13 protein-coding genes are annotated in these 17,787 nt (G+C 66.8%); 5 read left to right on the forward strand and 8 right to left on the reverse strand.

The annotated features are described in order from the left end of the window. Positions 1-46: 46 nt before the first annotated feature. Together FHS02_RS10730 and FHS02_RS10735 are read right to left on the reverse strand one after the other, a co-directional pair. The gene (locus FHS02_RS10730; protein ID WP_137313416.1) at positions 47-1,090 is read right to left on the reverse strand and encodes a hypothetical protein; all 1,044 of its coding nucleotides are present in this window, start codon (positions 1,088-1,090) and stop codon (positions 47-49) included. Between the two features lie 5 nt (positions 1,091-1,095). Continuing rightward, positions 1,096-1,773, reverse strand: a complete 678-nt coding sequence (locus FHS02_RS10735) for a hypothetical protein (protein ID WP_137313417.1) — start codon at positions 1,771-1,773, stop codon at positions 1,096-1,098. 209 nt (positions 1,774-1,982) lie between these two features. On the opposite strand from FHS02_RS10735, the gene FHS02_RS10740 reads away from it, so the two are divergent. The 4 genes from FHS02_RS10740 (at position 1,983) to FHS02_RS10755 (ending at position 6,277) form a co-directional block, all read left to right on the forward strand. Beyond that, positions 1,983-5,225 carry an nSTAND1 domain-containing NTPase gene (locus tag FHS02_RS10740; RefSeq protein ID WP_137313418.1) on the forward strand — a complete coding sequence of 1,081 codons (3,243 nt, stop codon included), beginning with the start codon at positions 1,983-1,985 and terminating at the stop codon, positions 5,223-5,225. 5 nt (positions 5,226-5,230) lie between these two features. After that, positions 5,231-5,386: a hypothetical protein gene (locus tag FHS02_RS10745; RefSeq protein ID WP_175424772.1), complete on the forward strand. Its 156-nt coding sequence runs from the start codon at positions 5,231-5,233 to the stop codon at positions 5,384-5,386. Positions 5,387-5,507: 121 nt separating this feature from the next. After that, positions 5,508-5,735 (forward strand): hypothetical protein, encoded by a 228-nt coding sequence (locus tag FHS02_RS10750; protein WP_137313419.1) that lies wholly within the window; start codon positions 5,508-5,510, stop codon positions 5,733-5,735. Between the two features lie 137 nt (positions 5,736-5,872). Continuing rightward, entirely contained in the window at positions 5,873-6,277 is a 405-nt protein-coding gene (locus FHS02_RS10755; RefSeq protein WP_137313420.1) for a cupin domain-containing protein, read from the forward strand. Here FHS02_RS10755 and FHS02_RS10760 read toward each other — a convergent pair. From FHS02_RS10760 to FHS02_RS10770, 3 genes are read right to left on the reverse strand one after another with little or no spacing between them, the layout of a single operon-like run. Continuing rightward, entirely contained in the window at positions 6,270-7,658 is a 1,389-nt protein-coding gene (locus FHS02_RS10760) for a hypothetical protein (protein ID WP_137313421.1), read from the reverse strand. The genes FHS02_RS10755 and FHS02_RS10760 overlap by 8 nt on opposite strands. Continuing rightward, positions 7,655-8,530 (reverse strand): ABC transporter ATP-binding protein, encoded by an 876-nt coding sequence (locus FHS02_RS10765; protein WP_137313422.1) that lies wholly within the window; start codon positions 8,528-8,530, stop codon positions 7,655-7,657. The genes FHS02_RS10760 and FHS02_RS10765 overlap by 4 nt, the downstream gene beginning before the upstream one ends. Beyond that, positions 8,527-8,922, reverse strand: coding sequence for a GntR family transcriptional regulator (locus FHS02_RS10770; protein ID WP_137313423.1), 396 nt, complete (start codon positions 8,920-8,922; stop codon positions 8,527-8,529). Before FHS02_RS10770 ends, FHS02_RS10765 begins: the two co-directional genes overlap by 4 nt. 137 nt (positions 8,923-9,059) lie before the next feature. On the opposite strand from FHS02_RS10770, the gene FHS02_RS10775 reads away from it, so the two are divergent. Then, a complete protein-coding gene (locus FHS02_RS10775) occupies positions 9,060-10,394 on the forward strand; it encodes a glycosyltransferase (protein ID WP_137313424.1) in 1,335 nt (444 codons plus the stop codon). 7 nt (positions 10,395-10,401) lie between these two features. On the opposite strand, the gene FHS02_RS10780 is transcribed toward FHS02_RS10775, so the two are convergent. The 3 genes from FHS02_RS10780 to FHS02_RS10790 form a co-directional block, all read right to left on the reverse strand. Continuing rightward, on the reverse strand, positions 10,402-12,075 hold the full coding sequence (locus FHS02_RS10780) for a peptide chain release factor 3 (RefSeq protein ID WP_175424773.1): 1,674 nt from the start codon (positions 12,073-12,075) through the stop codon (positions 10,402-10,404). 484 nt (positions 12,076-12,559) lie between these two features. Continuing rightward, complete coding sequence (locus tag FHS02_RS10785; RefSeq protein ID WP_229422578.1) at positions 12,560-17,179, reverse strand: pilus assembly protein; 4,620 nt, start codon at positions 17,177-17,179, stop codon at positions 12,560-12,562. A 15-nt stretch (positions 17,180-17,194) separates the two neighbouring features. Further along, a complete protein-coding gene (locus tag FHS02_RS10790; RefSeq protein WP_229422579.1) occupies positions 17,195-17,785 on the reverse strand; it encodes a pilus assembly PilX family protein in 591 nt (196 codons plus the stop codon). Between the last annotated feature and the right edge of the window lie 2 nt (positions 17,786-17,787).

Genomic DNA, 17,787 nt, shown 5'->3' on the forward strand with positions numbered 1-17,787 from the left:
CTGCTTCAGGTGAAAACGCCGTCCGCCGCAAGGTGGGCGGCGTTTTTTATTGGGCCCACCAGCCGGTGGCCACGATCTCGCTGCCGTACAGTTGCCCGTCCATCGTGAAACGCTGCACTTCCAGGTTGCCGTCCTCGATCGCGGCGGCGTGGATGAACTGCCCGGCCACGGCCAGCACGGCGCGCCGCCGGGTCAGCCGGAATGGCGGACTCCAGGCGCCGCGCCGCGGCCGCGCGAGCATCCACAGGGCGCCGTCGCCATCGGCATAGGCCAGGTAGTCGGCGCCGTCGTGGGCATGGCCCCAGAGCAGCCGTGCGCCGGCCACGTGGGCCACCGGCTGGGGCGGCGTGTTTCCGCCCCGGTACACGACGATGCGCTCGCCCGCCGCGTACAGGTCCGGCACGTTCGGCAGCGCGCCGGAGGCGAGCAGCACGCTGTCCACCTGCGGCGGCAGGTTCGGGTAATCCAGCGTCACGTTCCAGCCGAACGGATCGCACAATGGCGTAAACCGCAGCGTGCTGCCCTTGCCGTGAGGTTGCAGCACCCAGATCCCCGGCTGCCGGTAGTTGCCGATCGCGCAGGCCCGCGCGGGTGGCAGGTCGAGCATGCGCAGCGTGGTGGCCGGGGCAGCCGCATTGCAATACCAGGTGGCCGGCCCCGCGTGGATCAGCAGCAACGGCGGCGCGCCCGCCTGCAGCGGGCCGAATGCCAGATGGGTGATCCGGGTCCCTCTCGGCAGGCCCGGGGCAACCGGCAGGTGCCGCATCGTCTCCAGCCAGCCGGCTTCGTCCTGCCGCGCGGGCAGCCCCGTGGCGATGCGCAGTGTGCACTTGCCGCCGCCATCGCGGACCGCCAGCGCGATGCCGAGCGTGCCGTCGGGCGCCTGCCGCACGTCTGCGCACCTTACTGTCGCGGGCTCGGCAAATGCGGCCGTGAGATCGGTGTCGGACCATGCGCCTGCCCCCGTTTGCTGCAACAGCCGCAGGCGGCCGGCGCCGTCCACGCCGAAAATCACCGGCAGGTCGCCGTCGCGCACGATGAACAAGGGGCGGCGCTCGGCTGCGCCCGAATGCAGGATCAGGTTGACCATAACGTTCAGCCGAAGGCGTAGTGCGCGGCATGCCGTGCCAGCGGCGGCTCGATCGCCGCAGCCAGGCGGCTCACCAGCTGGTCGCGCACCGCGCCCAGGCTGGCCCCGCCACGTTCCCACTCGCGCGTCAGCCGCCGCACGTCCAGCAACCGGGCCAGCGTGTCGGCACTGATATAAGGTCCGGTGCGGCCCGTATCCGTCCGCGGCGCCATCTGGTTCACGCGAGTGACGACGTTGGCGCGGCCCGCCGCTGTAACCACCAGTTGCAATCGCAGCGACCAGCGCAGCGTGAGCCTGGCCCAGCCCGAGCCCAGGTCGCAGTCGCCATCCTGGACGGCGTCGCGCTCGTACCAGGACTGCAGCGCATGCAGGTCGACGGTCAGGCGCGGCACGCCGGCCATGTCCGGCTGCTCGGACACGATCACGTCATAGCGGTGTTCCAGTTCCGACAGGTGCCGGTGCGCCACCGGCCCATCCGTATGCCATGCCAGCGATGCATGGTCGCGCCACGTCCAGCCACGGCTCGTGCGAACGAAGCGGGGCTCGTCCGCCGGCTGGCAGGACATGCCGGCCGGCGTGCCGGAGCGTTCCCGTTCGCTGGCCAGCGTATCCACGACGGCTTCGCGCGGCAGTACCAGGCCGACGGGCCACGCTTCGAGGCGTCGTTCGAGCGCATCGATCAACAGCGGTTTTAGATACCGCTGGGGAAATTCTGTAAGCTCGACGTAAGAGTTAGATTTTGACATCTATTTGATTTGGAGAAATGTTAAGATTGATGTGGATCAGTTAGCCAGACTGTAGTGACAGAGCCTCGCGGGCGCCTTCCGGAAACCTTCCGGCCAAGTCAAGTGACTGATTCATAAAGAAAAATAATTTCAGGGGTGACAATCGGATGCAGCACTGCGGGTTTCGCTTCGGCGACTGGCAAGTAGAGGTGGCAGGCAATTCGCTGCGTATGGGCGACACGCGCGTGTCGCTCGAGCCACGCGCGATGGACGTGCTGCGCTACCTTTGCCGCCATCCGCACGCGGTGATCCCGCCCGAGGAACTGCTGGAAAAATGCTGGGGCACGCCAGAACTGGGCGACAACCCGGTGCACAAGGCGATCGCCCAGTTGCGCAAGGCACTGGGCGATTCCAGCACCGATCCGCGCTATATCGAAACAGTACGCAAGCGCGGCTACCGGGCCATCGCCGAGGTGGTGGAGGAAGATGAGGCCGCTGGCGGCTGGGACCAGGGCTCGCCGTTCCGGGGCCTGGCGGCATTCGAGGAAAGCCATGCGGCGATTTTCTTCGGCCGGGTGCAGGCCGCCACGCGGCTGCGCCAGACGGTGCTCGACCAGGTCAGCGGCGGCTGCGCAATGGCGCTGGTGCTGGGGGCATCCGGTTCCGGCAAGACATCACTGGTGCGCGCCGGCCTGCTGCCGCAACTAATGGTTACAAACGGCGGCCTCATCGCCCTCGACTGCACGCTGCACATGGACTGCGCGGACCTGGGCGGCAGCGGCCTGCTCGGCGCACTGGCCGCCGTGCTGCTCGACGCCGAATCCGACGGCGCCCTGCTGTTCGACGGCCTCGATGCCGCATCGCTCGGCCAGCGGCTGCGCGACGAGCCGGCCGCCGTCGCCGCGCACCTGGCCCCGAACGGGCCGGCGCGGCTGGCAGTATTCGTCGACCGGCTGGAAGCCGTGTTCCGCGCGGCGGACAGCGCCGCCGACCGCGCGGCGTTCTTCCACGTGCTGGAGCGGCTGGCACGCGCCAATGTGCTGGTCGTACTGGCCTGCCGCAACGATTTCTATCCCGACCTGATGGCCGTGCCGGAAATGATGGCGCTGAAGACCCGTGGCGGCCATTTCGACGTGGAGCCGCCCGACGGCGCGGCCATCGCGCAGATGGTCCGCGAACCGGCGCGCGCGGCTCGATTGACGTTCGAACGGGATGCCGACAGCGGCGCCAGCCTGGACGACGTGCTGTGCGACGCCGCCCGCGCCAGCCCGGACGCACTGCCGCTGCTGCAATACTGCCTCGACGAACTGTACCGCCAGCGCGGCGACGACGGCCTGCTGCGTTTCGACGTCTTCCGCCAGCTGGGCGGCATCGAAGGCGCGCTGGGCGTGCGCGCCGAGCAGGTCGTGGCGGCGCTGCCGGCCGATCAGCAGGCCGCGCTGCCGCGCATATTGTCGCTGCTGGTGTGCATCGGCGAGGAGCAGCATGCCATCACGGCGCGGCGTGCCCCCTGGTCGGCATTGCGCGATGACGCCGAGCGCGATCTGGTACGGGCGCTGGTGGATGCGCGCCTGTTCGTCAGTGAACTGGCGGGCGACGTTCCCGGGTTCGGCGTGGCCCACGAAGCGCTGCTGCGCCGCTGGCCCCGCATCGCCAACTGGATCGAGGTACACCGGCAAACGCTGCAGATCCGCACGCGGATCACTGCGCAGGCAGCGCGCTGGGCCGCGGACGGACGGCCGCGCGACCTGCTGCTGCCGCCCGGCATCCAGGCCAACCAGGCGCGGGCCGTGCAGGCGTCGGCCGACATTTCGCTGTCGGCGCAGGAATCCGAATTCGTGGCCGCATCGCTGCGAAGGGTGAAATTGGGCGAGCGCGTCCGCGTGGCGATCGTGGCGGTGATCGCCCTGCTCGCACTGCTGGCGGGAGTGCTCGGCCTGACAGCGCGCGCCGCGCAACAGGATGCGGAGCGGCGGCGGGCCGATGCCGAAGGACTGCTGGGCTTCATGCTTGGGGATTTTGCCGACAAGTTGCGGCCCCTTGGGCGGCTGGAGTTGCTGGACGATGTCAGCAAGCGGGCGCTGGCCTACCTTGCCGGGGGCAAGGATGATGGCGATCCGCGGACGGCGGTGCAGCGTGCCAAGGCGCTCCAGGTTATTGCCGAGGTCGATATTGCGCGTGCCAAGCCCGATTCGGCTCAGACCGCACTGCTGGCGGCGCGCGGCATTCTCGCGAAACAGCTGGAACGGGTGCCCGACGACCGGGCGGCGCTGAAGGCGCAGGGAGCCGTGGCGTTCTGGCTGAGCCAGGTTCATCGCAACCGCGACGACTGGCCCGGCGCCCTTAATCATCTGGTGCAATACCGCGACCTGAGCCGCAAGCTTGTGGCGCTGGCACCAGACGACGCTGATAGCATGCTGGAGCTGTCATATGCGCTCAATGGAATTGGCACTATCCGGATTGGCATGCGGGACTTCATTGCAGCCAGCGCGGCTTTCGAAGAATCCATCCGCCTGAAACGGGCCGTCATCAAGCGAAAGCAGAACGATGCAGCTTTAATGATGAGTCTCGCCAATAGCTATTCTTGGTTAGCAAAAGCGAATGCCGCGCGCGGCGCGCTAGCATCAGCAAAAGCCTTGTATGAGACAGAGCGGCAGTTGATTCATCCAGTTCTCGAAGGCAATCGAAGCAATGCCGAATGGGGCATTCGCCTCGCGTCTGCAGTGGCCCATATTGCCGAGATGGAGCAGGCGCTTGGCGATCCTACGAGCCAAGAACGGTGGTGGGAAGCACTCAGAATCATGGCCGTATTTATCAAAACTGATCCTAGCAATCTCGCTTGGCAGCGCGAATTGCATGTCATCGGAACCAAATCAGCTTACTTGGCTTCGTATGCTGCTCCGGCCAAGGCGCTTGCGGAACTTGAATCCCTGCGGGACGGGATTGCCCGCCTCAACGCGGCTGATCCGTCACTTGCCGAACTGAGTCGCCTGAGCGTGCAACTGGACATTTACATCGCCAGCACCTTGGTGCGTATGAAGGAGATCTCCCGCGCTGCGGTAGCGCTCAATCCAGCCCTCAGCAAGCTGCGTTCCGTAGCCGCAACCGGCGGCAAAGATATGTCGTTGCGTCTGCAGCTTGCAGACGCGTTGCTGATTCATGCCCTTATCTTGAAGGGTCAACAGCAGGACGATAAAGCAGCCTCTGCCTGTCAGGAAGCTGCATCGATGCTTGTGCCAATGCGGCAGCGAGAAGTCGAATACTACATCCTTGCAACGCTCGTGCAAGCACATGACTGCATGGGAGAAGGCGCAGCGGTCCGTGTCGAACGGCAGAGGCTATTAGATATGAAGTTCCGCGATCCGGCTTACCTCCACCATATTTCACTTCACCCACCACAACAGGAGTAACTGCAATGACTGACAACAACAAAACAGCACCAGAAAAAACGGAATCCGGCAGCGAGACCGATCCACTCGCGCAGCAGGCCGAGGTGACGCCGACCGCACCAATAGCACCGTCCGCAATGGCGGAACCCGAAGAACCTAATCGTCCCACGGTCAAGGGCTGATTGCGTGAAGGCCACTCTTGAATGTGCACCAGTGGCCTCTGACTATCAGATGATCCAGGCAAATTTCACACCGTAATACCACCGCAGCAGTAAATTTCATCACTAACCCACAAAAATACCTATGGCAAAACCAATCGTTTCCCTGATTCTGGGCATTGCAGCAGCAGGAGCCTTTTCCACCGCCGCTGCTGCGGATATTGCTGCTGGCACAGGTTCACAAGCTCCGGCCGAAGCAAAGCAGGCAGCCCCTGCCCCCAACGGATCGGCCCAACCGGGTGAAGAGCCGGTATTCGAACCAAGCACAATGACCGAGCCGGAAGAACCTAACGGGACAACGGTCAAGGGCTAATAGTTTCAAGCAAGCCTGGCCTCAACCCGGCTTGCAACTGTCTATCAAGCTCATCGCTAAACGATTGAGCGGCCGCGCCATCGCGCGTACCATCGCCATGCACGCCCCGTGCAGCCACCACCACAACGGAGGAGACGATGAGACGCCATGCCGCGGCCATAACGGCCGCTGTTTCACTAGTACTGCTCGCCCTGCCCTGCGCCAGTTCCCTGGCCCAGCCCACCGGCATCAAGCGCACCGTCATCACCCGCGGCGACATCTCGGTGCCCAACCGCGAAGCGGTCGTCGCCCACGTCGAACTGGCACCCGGCGCCACGGCGGGCCGCCACACGCATCCGGGCGATGAAATCACCTACTTCCTCGATGGCGAAGGCGAGCTGCTGATCGATGGCGCCCCGCCCCGGCGTGTCAAAGCGGGCGAGGCGATCATCATTCCCGCCGGCGTCGTGCATGACGCGCGCAATCCGGGCAGCACGACGACGAAGCTGGTCGGCGTCTACGTCGTCGAGAAGGGCCAGCCGCTGGCCACTCCCGTCAAGTAACCGAAACCGCCAGCCGCCCGGCCGGGAAGGCCGGTGCGGCAGCCAGCGCGCGGGGCCAGCGCCAGGCCAGCGCAATGGCGGTACCCGCCAGCAGCACGACGACGCCGGCGATGATGGCCGCCAGCGGAATCCCGCCGTACTCAACCAGGCCGCTGAGCGGCGCCATCACCAGCATCACGCCGCCTGCCGCCCATTGCGCCGTCTTCCACCCTGGATAACGCGCATGGTCGCGCAACAGCAGCGGCGTGAAGGCCAGCGCCACGACCGAGCAGCACAGCCATGCGCGCCACGGTCCGGTGGTCGCCAGCACGACCGCGATGCTGCACGCAAGGTAGACGCCCCAGACGATGCCGAAGCGGCCCAGCAGCGCCAGCGCCAGTTGCCGGTTCAGGTCGCGCACAGGCGGCGCGATCGGGGCCAGCCGCAGGATGCCCTGCTCGACCCGTGAATTCTTGATGGCGGAAAGCAGGCCATCGATATGCACGACGACCGTCAGCAGCATCGACGTCAGCACCAGCGGAACGAATGGCCGCATCGCATCCGCGCCCGTGACGGCACGCCAGCCCAGCGTGGCGACGGTCAGGAGCGCGAGGATCACGACCGAACTGCTCCAGTGAGCGCGGCCGCCCAGCGCATCGAGCAGGCGCATGGCCGGCCGGCCCGGCGCCGTCAGCCGGGCACGATAAAAGCTGTCCAGCCCACGGAACAGCCCAATGGCCGATACCGTCGTCATTCCCGCCTTGCCTTTGCGCGCATTGGCCTGCATGCATGCACCGATCCAGTAATGCGTGTCGCCGCCGCGCAGGAACAGTACGCGCAGTGCCAGGGCACCCGGCGCGGTGAGCACCAGCAGGCCAACAAGCGTGACGGCGGTTTCATTGAAACCCGCGAGCACGGCATCGATCCCGGCTGGCGAGAAGCCGGGCGCCCCGCAGGCGAACCACACAACCGTCGGCACGAATCCCAGCCACCAGTAGCGGCAGCACAGCGCGAAATACAGCAGCGCAGCCGCGCAGACCAGCAATGCGTAGCCGTAGTGACCGGTGGCCGCGCCGAGCAGCGCGGCAAGCGGCAGGCTGGCCGCAAGCCACAGCACGGCGGTCAGCGACAGCAGATGTCGGCGCATGCCCGGCACCAGGCATGCCGCAGCGGGGGTATTGAGGCGCATCGCCGTCTGCAGGTACATGCCCCACCAGATGACAATGGCGATCAACAGCGAGGCTGCAGCGGCGCCCATCCCGACATGCCGCGGCACCAGGCCGGACTGCATCGCGGCCAGCGGCACGAGCGTCACCGCCAGCAGCAGCCACGTAAGCCACATGCTTCCCTGCGCGCGGTGGCGCAGCACGACCTGCAGCAGCAGCTGGCGCCAGGCGTTCATCGCGTCACCTCTTCGAACAGGTCTTCCAGCGAGACCGGATCGAGCCGCACGCCGGGCGAGGCCAGCAGGCGGATCGACTCCTGGGCGGACAGCCGCGCCACGATGCTGAAGGCGCCGTTATCGTGGCGCACGCGGCCCAGCTCCTGGTCCAGCCGCAGCGTGGCCAGCGCCTTCGGGTCGCCGCTGACGCGGCGGGTGCCTTCCAGCAGGTCGTCGAGCGGCGCCTGCAGTGCGATGCGGCCATCCTTCAGGAACGCCACGTCGATGGCGATGCGTTGCAGGTCGGACAGGATGTGCGTCGAGAACAGCACCGTGGTGCCGCGGTCGATGACGTCGTCGACCAGTTCGTGCAGGAAGTCGCGGCGGCCCACCGGGTCGAGGCTGGCGACGGGTTCGTCCAGCACCAGCAGGTCCGGGTCTGGCGCCAGTGCGCGGATGATCGACAGCCGCTGCTGCTGCCCGCCGGACAGGCTGGAGATGCGCTGGCGCCGCGTGGCCGGATCGAAGCCCCAGCGCGCCAGCAGGTTTTCCACCTTGTAGTCGTTCCAGCGCGGATACAGCGTGCGGAAATAGGCCAGCAGCTGGTCGGGCGTGAGCCAGTCGAACAGGTCGGACTTCTGCGGCACATAGCCGATGCGGGCGCGGGTGGCCGCCGACAGGTCGCCGGCCGGCTCGCCGAACAGCGTGATCCGGCCGCCGTCCACCTCGCGCAGGCCCAGCATGCATTCGATCAGCGTCGACTTGCCGGCGCCGTTGCGGCCCAGCAGGCCGATCACCGCGCCGCTGCCAATCTGCCAATCGATGCCGGCCAGCACGCCGCGGCCGCCGAACGAGCGCGCCACGCCTTCCATTGCCACCACGGATGAGATCATTTCGCTTCCTTCAGGACTTGTTTGAACAGTTCGAGAATCGTGTGATCGTCCAGCTCCAGCTGGCGTGCTTCGCGGGCCGCGCGCTCCAGCGCGGGCCGCAGCAATGCCTCGCGCTCGGTGCGGCCGCCGTTGCCGTTGCGTTGCGCCACCTGCATGCCCTGCCCGCGGATGCGCTCCAGCGCGCCTTCCATCTCCAGCAGGTTCCAGGCCTTCGACACCGTCATCGGGTTGACGGCCAGCGCGCCGGCCACTTCGCGTACCGACGGCAGCGTGTCGCCCGGCGCCAGCACCCCGGCCGCGGCAAGGCGCTTGACCTGCTCGATGAGCTGGCGGTAGATCGGCTCGGGCGAGCCGGTCGTGATGGAAAACAGCTGGGCGGTATGTTCGGTCATGGCAGTGTCGCGTCGCCGTATATGTGTATTAAGTGAGTAATACAGTATACGCCGACTTTGCCGGTGTCAAGCGCCGCCTGCAGCCTGATACGAACTCGGCGATAATCGGTTTCCGTGCATTTTCAACAAGGAAAATCATGAAGATCGGCTTGCAGACCTGGGGCAGCCACGGCGATATCCGCCCGTTTCTGGCACTGGCGGAGGGGCTCAACAGCGCCGGGCATGACGTCATCCTCGTCGTCACCTGCGTGGACAGCGACGCCTACGCCCGGCATGTCTCGCCTTCCGGCGTGGAAATCCGCGTGGTGGCGTCGCCGGTGCTGGGGCCGGAGGATGCGGGAAAGATCGGCGCCACCGTGTTCGACACGCGCGACCCGATGCGGCAGATGGCGAAGATCCTGCGCCTTGCCTTCACACCGGTGGAGGACCGCATGTTCGCGGCGGCGCAGCAGCTATGCGACGAATGCGACATCGTGATCGGCCATTTCTTCATGCACCCGCTGCGCGCCGCGGCGGAGCGGGCCGGCCGGCCCTATGCCAGCGTGATGCTGTCGCATGGCGGCATTCCCAGCGCCTGCGACCATCCGATGCGGGTGCGCGGCTCGGCGAAACTGGCCAACCGGCTGCTCTGGTGGATAACGCGGCTGGCAATCAACCGCGCGCTGATGGCCGACACGAACCGGCTGCGTGCCCGGGCGGGCCTGCCGCCGGTGCGCGACATGATCGACGACGTGTGGCTGTCGCCGTCACTGACGCTGGTGGCGGTCAGCCCGACCATCGCGGTCCGGCAGCCCGACTGGCCGGCCGCCGTGCAGTTGAGCGGTTTCCTCGACATGCCGAATATCGATGTCGAGGGCACGGTGGCGCCGGAGCTGGGCGATTTCCTCGCCGCGGGCGAAGCACCGGTCTACATGACACTGGGCAGCTGGATGCCGGCCGACATCGACTGGCAACGGCAGACGCTGCAACTGCTGACCGACGCGGCGCGGCAGGCCGGCTGCCGGGCGATCATCCAGAGTGCCGACGCGGCCGCATGCCGTTTCACGTCATCGGACCGATTCCTCTACGTGCCGGCAGCGCCGCACCAGGGCATCTTCCCGCACTGCTGCGCGGTGCTGCACCATGGCGGCGCCGGCACCACGCAGTCGGCCACGCTGGCCGGCAAGCCATCGGTGGTCGTACCGCACATCAGCGAACAGGAACACTGGGGCCGCGAGCTGCAGCGGCTCGGCGTCGCCGGCAAGCCGGTACACCGGCGCAAGGCCACCGCCGAGGCGCTGGCGCGACTGATCCGGCAAGTGCGCGACACGCCGGCAATGACGCGAGCCGCCGTGGCGGCTGGCGCGGCCATGCGCCGCGAGAACGGCGTGGCCACCGCGGTCGAGCTGGTCGACCGGGTATTCACAGGGATGGAAACGCGGGAGGAAGCGCGGGTGGAACCGCAGGAGGAAGCGCGCACTGCGGCGCGCTGAAGCTTCCTCAGGAAAGCTTGGTGGCGTGCTCGCGCGTGGAGTGGAACGTCAGCTTCGGCCAGCGTTCCTGCGTGAGGCGCAGGTTGACGCCGGAGGTGGCCAGATAGGCCAGGTTGCCGGCGGCGTCGTACGCCACGTTGTGGCCGAGCGCCGCTTCGAAGTCGGCCAGCGCCTTCTTGTCGTCCGACGAGACCCAGCGCGCGCTGCTGATGCTGGTGCCTTCGAACACGGCATCGACGCCGTATTCGTTCATCAGCCGGGAAGCCACCACCTCGAACTGCAGCACGCCGACGGCGCCCAGTACCAGCTCGCCGCCCTGCACCGGCTTGAACACCTGCACGGCGCCCTCCTCGCCCAGCTGCTGCAGGCCTTTGTGCAGCTGCTTGATCTTCAGCGGGTTGCGGATGCGCACCTGGCGGAAGAAGTCCGGCGCGAAGTACGGGATGCCGGTGAACTGCAGCATCTCGCCTTCCGAGAAGCTGTCGCCGATCTGCATGTTGCCGTGGTTCGGCAGGCCGATGATGTCGCCGGCGTACGCTTCTTCGACCTGTTCGCGCGACGATGCCATGAACGTCACCACCGACGACACTTTCACTTCACGGCCGAGGCGCAGGTGCTTGACCTTCATGCCGCGCTCGAAGCGGCCGGAACACACGCGCAGGAAGGCGATGCGGTCGCGGTGCGCCGGGTCCATATTGGCCTGGATCTTGAACACGAAGCCGGAGAACGGCTGCTCGTTCGGCTCGACGGAACGCACGGTTGCATCGCGCTCGCGCGGCGGCGGCGCCCAGTCGACCAGCGCCGACAGGATCTCGCGCACGCCGAAGTTGTTGATCGCGGAACCGAAGAACACCGGGGTCTGGATACCGGCCAGGAACTGCTCCAGGTCGAACGGATGCGAGGCGCCGTGTACCAGCTCCACCTCCATCCGCAGCTGGTCCATCTCCAGCGGGAACATCTCCTGCAGCTTCGGATTGTCGATGCCCTTGATGACTTCCACGGTCTGGTTGGCGCTTTCCGAACCGGCGCGGAACAGCAGCACTTCGTCGCGCAGCAGGTGGTACACGCCGCGGAAGTTCTTGCCCATGCCGATCGGCCAGGTGACCGGTGCGCACTGGATCTTCAGCACCGATTCCAGTTCGTCCAGCAGTTCCAGCGGATCGCGCGTTTCGCGGTCCATCTTGTTCATGAACGTGACGATCGGCGTGTTGCGCATGCGGCAGACGTCGAGCAGCTTGATGGTCTGCGCCTCGACACCCTTGGCCGCGTCGATCACCATCAGCGCCGAGTCGACGGCGGTCAGCACGCGGTACGTGTCTTCCGAGAAGTCCTGGTGGCCCGGCGTGTCGAGCAGGTTGATGATGTGGTCGCGGAACTCGAACTGCATCACCGACGAGGCAACGGAAATGCCGCGCTGCTTCTCGATCTCCATCCAGTCGGACGTGGCGTGGCGCGCGCTCTTGCGGGCCTTGACGGTACCGGCCATCTGGATCGCGCCCGAGAACAGCAGCAGCTTCTCGGTCAGCGTCGTCTTGCCGGCGTCGGGGTGGGAAATGATGCCGAACGTGCGGCGGCGCTGTACTTCGCGCGCGATCAGCGCGGCAGGCTTGGCGCTGCCGGCGGCTTCCTGCTCGGTGGCGGCCTCGATGGCTGGGGTGTTGACTTGGGATTCTTCGGACATGATGGCGACCAACGGTTCGGCTCGACGGAAAACCGTGGATTTTACCGTTTTTTGACCGGCTCCGGGCGATTTATGCAGCCAGCCACGCCCGCCACCAGCGCCAGGCCCGCGCCTGCTGAGTCCGTGTCTCCGTGCCTGGCACCAGGACACGAGCTCGGCAATGGGTCGATGCCTGCTGAGTCCGTGTCACCGTGCCTGGCACGAGGACACGAGCTCGGCAATGGGTCGGTGCCTGCTGAGCCCGTGTCACCGTGCCTGGCACCAGGACACGAGCTCGGCAATGGGTTGATGCCTGCTGAGTCCGTGTCACCGTGCCTGGCACGAGGACACGAGCTCGGCAATGGGTTGATGCCTGCCGAGTCCGTGTCACCGTGCCTGGCACGAGGACACGGGCTCGGCAATGGGTTGATGCCTGCTGAGCCCGTGTCACCGTGCCTGGCACCAGGACACGGGCTCGGCAGGCGCGGGAAGGCGGCCTCGGGGCTTATTCCCCCTTCACGCGCCGCCAGCCGACCGGGTGGGCGCCTTCGGAATCGAGTTCGACGATCGGCCGCGTCAGCGTTTCGCCCTTCGCGGTGGTGGCGATCATTTTCAGCTGGCCGCTGGGCAGCCTTACGATGATGAAGCCGACTGCGGCCGACGTGTTCGACAGCGTGCCGCCCACCACCAGCCCGTTGACGCCGACGCCGCGGCACACGTCGACCGCGTAGGCGTTGCTGGTGCCGCCCACCGAGCATGACGACGACGAGGTCGGCAGGTTCGTCACCACGTTGGCCACGCCACTGACGATCTTCGGGTCGATGTTCATCCGCTCGCCCGGGTTCAGGCGCCAGTCGAAGAACCAGCCGCTCTTCAGGTTCAGGTCGGCCGCGTCTTCCGTGATCTGGTAGGAACTGGTGTTGGTGCCAGTGCCGGCCGTGCCCAGCGTCTGCTGCTCCATCGCCGCGCCGCGCACGTTGACGTAGGCGCCCGTGTCCTTCAGCGCGTACAGGCTTTGCACGTCGGCGCTGGTGGTGTCCGGCACGTCGAGCAGGCGGCCGGTGCCGAACAGCGCCACGCGCTGCGGCACGCTGCTGCCATCCACGGCGCACAGTGTCACGTCGGGCCGCGTCGTGATCGGCTGGCCCGCGCCGGCGTCGCCCATCTTCAGCACGCCCACGCTGCCGTCGGTGGCGGTCAGGTCGAAGCGCCACATCCGGCCGTCGTTGTCGCCGCCGTAGATATATGTGACGAGCGGGTCGCCGTTCGGATCGGCGGTGATCGCGGTGATCTTCGCCAGGCCCGATGGCGTGGTGGTGTCGCCGCTGTTCGTGCTCACCGTCTTCAGCACGGCGCCGGTGGCGACGTCGACGATGAACAGGTAGCCCTTGCCGTCGCCGGTGTCGACGCCGTCCACGCCGGGCACGTTGTTGTAGCCGGAGGTCAGGAACACCACCCACCGATCGGCGCCCGAGCCATCCTTCCACGTGCCGAACTGCGGGTTGCCGAAGGACAGGCCCAGGTTCGGCACGGCGTTGGCGCAAACTGCGGCGTCGGCGCACAGTTCCCACAGCTGCCGGGGCTGGCGCGGGTTGGTGATGTCCAGCGCGTAATAGCCGCGGCCGCCCGCGTTCAGGCCGGCCACCAGCACGGTGCGCCAGGCGCCGTTGATGTACACGTCGGCCACCTCGGGCGAACCGTCGGTGGTGAACTGGTGGTTGGTCGCATAGGTGGTGCTCGACAGCGCCGGCAGCTTCTTCATCGTGATGCGCGGCACGTACGCCCACACTTCCTCGCCGTCCGCGGCGGAGAACGCGTGCAGCATGCCGTCGTTCGCGGCCGTGAACACGGTCGCCACCGGACGCGCCGCCGTTTGCGCGTCGCGGAAGGCGGGGTAGCCGTTGTCCGTATAGGCCTTGCGCGGGTCGCGCACGTAGGCCGGCTTCGACGAGGCGATATCGCCCAGCACGATCGGGATCGACGGCGTGTCATTGCTCATCGAGTAGGCCCGGAAGATACGGTCGTTGGCGTGCTGCTGCTGGCCGCGCAGCCAGTTCACCATGTTGTCGCCGCTGTTGACGAGCGCCCGGTCGGCCAGCGACAGCAGCGTGCACTGCGGCAGGTTCGGGCACTGGCCGTTGAACCACGCCTTTTCCTGCGCGGTCATGCCCTCGTAGCGGAACTCCTTCAGCCCCCCGCTGCCCAGCATGTAGATGGCGCGTGTGTCGCTGGCCGCGGCGACCTTCTCGCCGACGGTATCGGTTGTCGTCCATACCGTGGTGGCGCTGACGATGCCGGTGGTCGGATCGATCTTGCGGTCCGACAGCTCGCCGTACCATTTCACGGTGGTGAAGGTGTCCGAGAAGATGTCGTTGTCCTGCAGCGAGATGTTCGGCGTGGAGGTGGCGGCGGCCGACGCGGCGCCCAGCGTCACCTGCATGTTGGCCAGCGCGGACGACAGGCCCTCGACCACCTCGCGCGGCTCGTTGGCGCTGAAGTATTTGCCGTGGCCGTTGATGGCCGCGTGCCACAGGTCGTCGACCCGCTCCTGCACGGTATTGCCGGTGTTGGTCACGTCGGGGTTCGGCCACACGTACGGGCCGTTGTCGTTCCACGGGCAGCCGGTCTGCACGCGCGTGATCAGGTTGTAGAAGTCGCCGCCGGCCTTCGGCGCGGTATCGTAGTTCGGCTCGTAGGTCATCACGCCGTCCATGCCCAGGCCCAGCGTGTAGGTGTTCATGTGCAGGTGGGTGTTCTCGCCCTCGGCCGCCGGCACCTGGCCGGGCTTCGTCATGTCCGGCTCCAGGTCGGGGCGCAGCGACACCGTGCCGGTGGAAGAACCGCCGTTGTACCAGTGCAGCGCCACGTCCGAGATCGACGGCTGCGACTGGGCGCGCGCATCGACGCAGCCGCGTCCCCAGGTGCAGAAGCGCGATGGGCTTTCCGCGTTATCGTTGTTCACCACGTTGTTCGTCGAACTGCCGTTCCAGTAGCCGTCCGTCGTCAGGATGAGGAAGTTCTGCTGGCACGGGAACTGCACCACCTGCTGCCCGGAGGCGTAGTCATAGGGCGCCAGGTTGGCGAACATGCGGCCCACGTTGTCCATCGCGGTACGGATCGGCGTCGAGCCGCTGCTGGTGGTGTTGTACAGCGTGGAATACCAGGTGCTGCGCGCCGTGCCGGTGAAATCGGCCGGCTTCATGTCGATCTCGCCGCCGGCGCCTGCCTGCGACAGCCGCACGAAGCCGACCCGGTAATTCGCATTGATGGCGGCGAAGGCGATGCCGACCGACGTCTTCATCATCTGCAGCCGGTTCTTGTAATACGCGTACCAGTTGGCGAAGTTCGTCATTTCCTCGTCGTACGTGCAGGCCGAGGTCTGCGCGACGCAGTCGCTGCGCGCGGTCGCTTTCGGATAGCTGCGGCCGGGAACGATATTGACGCGCGAGAACGCGCTCGGCAGCGACGACAGCGCCGTGGTGGTGACCGGAATGCCCTCGACGATGCTGGTGGCGTCCACCTTGTCGAACGTGACGTTGTTCTCGCCCGATACGGTGCCGGTCAGCGCGGCGCCATTCGACGTGGCGTTCACGTTGACGATGCAGACCGTGGTGGCGGGTTCGTTGGCGCACACGCCGGTGGTGGCGTCGCCGCCCAGGTAGGCACGGTGCGTGTTGCGCGTGCTGGACGCATTGATGGCCTGCACGATCGCCACGGCCGCCTGCGCCGGCGACATGTTCCTCAGCGCGACCGTGCCGGTGATTGTCGTGCTGCCGAGCCTGATGTTGGCGATGCTGCCGGTACTGCGCATGGTGCCGCGCCCGCCGATGCGCAGCAATGCCGTGGGCGGCTGGCCGGTGGTGGCCGGCGTGGTCTGCACCGGGGGCGCATTCACTTCCAGGCCCCAGCCCTGCCGGTTGTACAGGGTGGAATCCTCGCGGAACGTGCTGCAGTTCGTCAGCGACTTGGTGTTGGCCATGCAAAGAATCGGGATTACGGCCACCACGTTGTCCGACGTCAGCGGGATGCCAAGCGACGAGCAGGCCGGCACCGTCGACGAGCCGGTGGGCGTGCGCACGCAGGCCCAGTAGGAATTCGCGCCCAGGCCGGTGCGCGCGATGATGCCGGCAGCGACCTGGCTGGCCAGTGCCTGCTGCCGCGCGGCGGTATTGGTGCCGGTCGCCGCGTTGACGGCGCCGTTGCTGATCGTGATCGGCGCCGTTGGCGCGGCGGGGTCGATGACGGCGACCGAGGCGATCTGCATCGCCGACGTGGACACCGTGGCGCCCAGCGTGATCGTGCCGTGCGCGATCGTGGTGGTCGGCGGCGTCGAGTATTTCGGGTAGACGTAGCTGCCCACCCGCTTGGCCTGGCAGGCGGTCAGCGCGCGGTTGCTGCACCAGCGCACGGTGGCCGGCACCGGGTAGCCGGCCGGCGCGGCGCCGCCGGCGGCCACCGACGTGCAGGTGGTCAGGCGCTCGTCGCGGCAGTACTCGGACACGGCGATGTTGAAGTAATACGGACCACCGCTGATGGCGACCGGGTTGTAGTACGCGTTGTCCGGATACGTGTAGGTGGCCGAATTGACGCGGCAATCGCTTTCGTCGCTGGCGTTGCACCACTTCAGGTCGGGGAACTGGGTCAGCAGGTTGATCGCGCTGTCCGACGAACCGTACAGGTTGGTGTTGCTGCGGCCGAAGCCGTCGCTGGGCACGTTGCTCCAGTTGCTTGTCTGGGCCGCCGTCATGTCCGGGTAATACGTGCCGTCCCACTGGATCGGCGCTTGGTAGCGGATGCGCGGGTTGTAGTACTGGCGGTTGAAGTCCGGGCTCATGAACGGCGGGTGACCGACGTTGCACGCCGTGATGCCGGCCGACAGCGTCAGGCGCGAGCGGCACAGGTTGTCGTTCACGTAGTCCGGCGTATAGGTCTGGTCCATCGAGCCGGAGTTATCGAACAGCAGCATCAGGTTCGGCTTGACGGTGCCGGTGCCGGCGATGTTCAGCAGCGGTACCTGGGCGATGTTGGTGGTGGCGGCCAGCGCCGGGCCGGCCGCGCAGGCCAGCAGGTGCAACAAGAGCAGCAGCCACCGCGGCAGGACGGCGATCCGGGGAAAGTTCATCATTGCATTTTTCATCGTCTACGGGCCCATCATCACGACGGCCTGGTTCATCACGTTGCCGCCGCGCGGGCCGGCGATCCGCGCGGTGATCAGGTAGTGCAGCTGCGGCTTGCCCTGATAGGCAGGCGCGTCGGACGACAGGCTGTCGCCGGCGTGGGTCTTGGCCTGCAGGTTCTGCCGCGCAGCCGTCAGCGTGCAGCGGTTTTTCGGGACGCTGGCATTGTGGGCGCCGGCGAACTGGCACATGCGGTGAATCACGTATTCCACCTGGTGGCGGCGGCTGGCATCCCATACCGTGACCGAGCCCTGCCAGAACGCCGGGTTCGACACGCCCTGCCCCGCGCCCGGATTGATCGTGGCGACGTAGCCGGCGGCGGGCACGTCGTTGTACAGCACGTTCTTGTTCGGCACGCTGCTCAGCCAGTCGAACGCCGCGTGGATGCCCAGGTCGGCTGCTTTCGACAGCGCGTCTTCCTGGGCCAGGTTCGATGTGGTCAGCGCTGTCGAGTTGGTGGAGCGCAGCAGGTAGATGCTGCTGACCATCATGACGACCAGCATGATCAGCATGACCGGCAGCGCCACGCCGCGCTGGCGTCGGATACGGCTCATCG

Origin of the sequence: Pseudoduganella umbonata, from assembly GCF_014192225.1 — a bacterium.
Classification (GTDB): domain Bacteria; phylum Pseudomonadota; class Gammaproteobacteria; order Burkholderiales; family Burkholderiaceae_D; genus Rugamonas; species Rugamonas umbonata.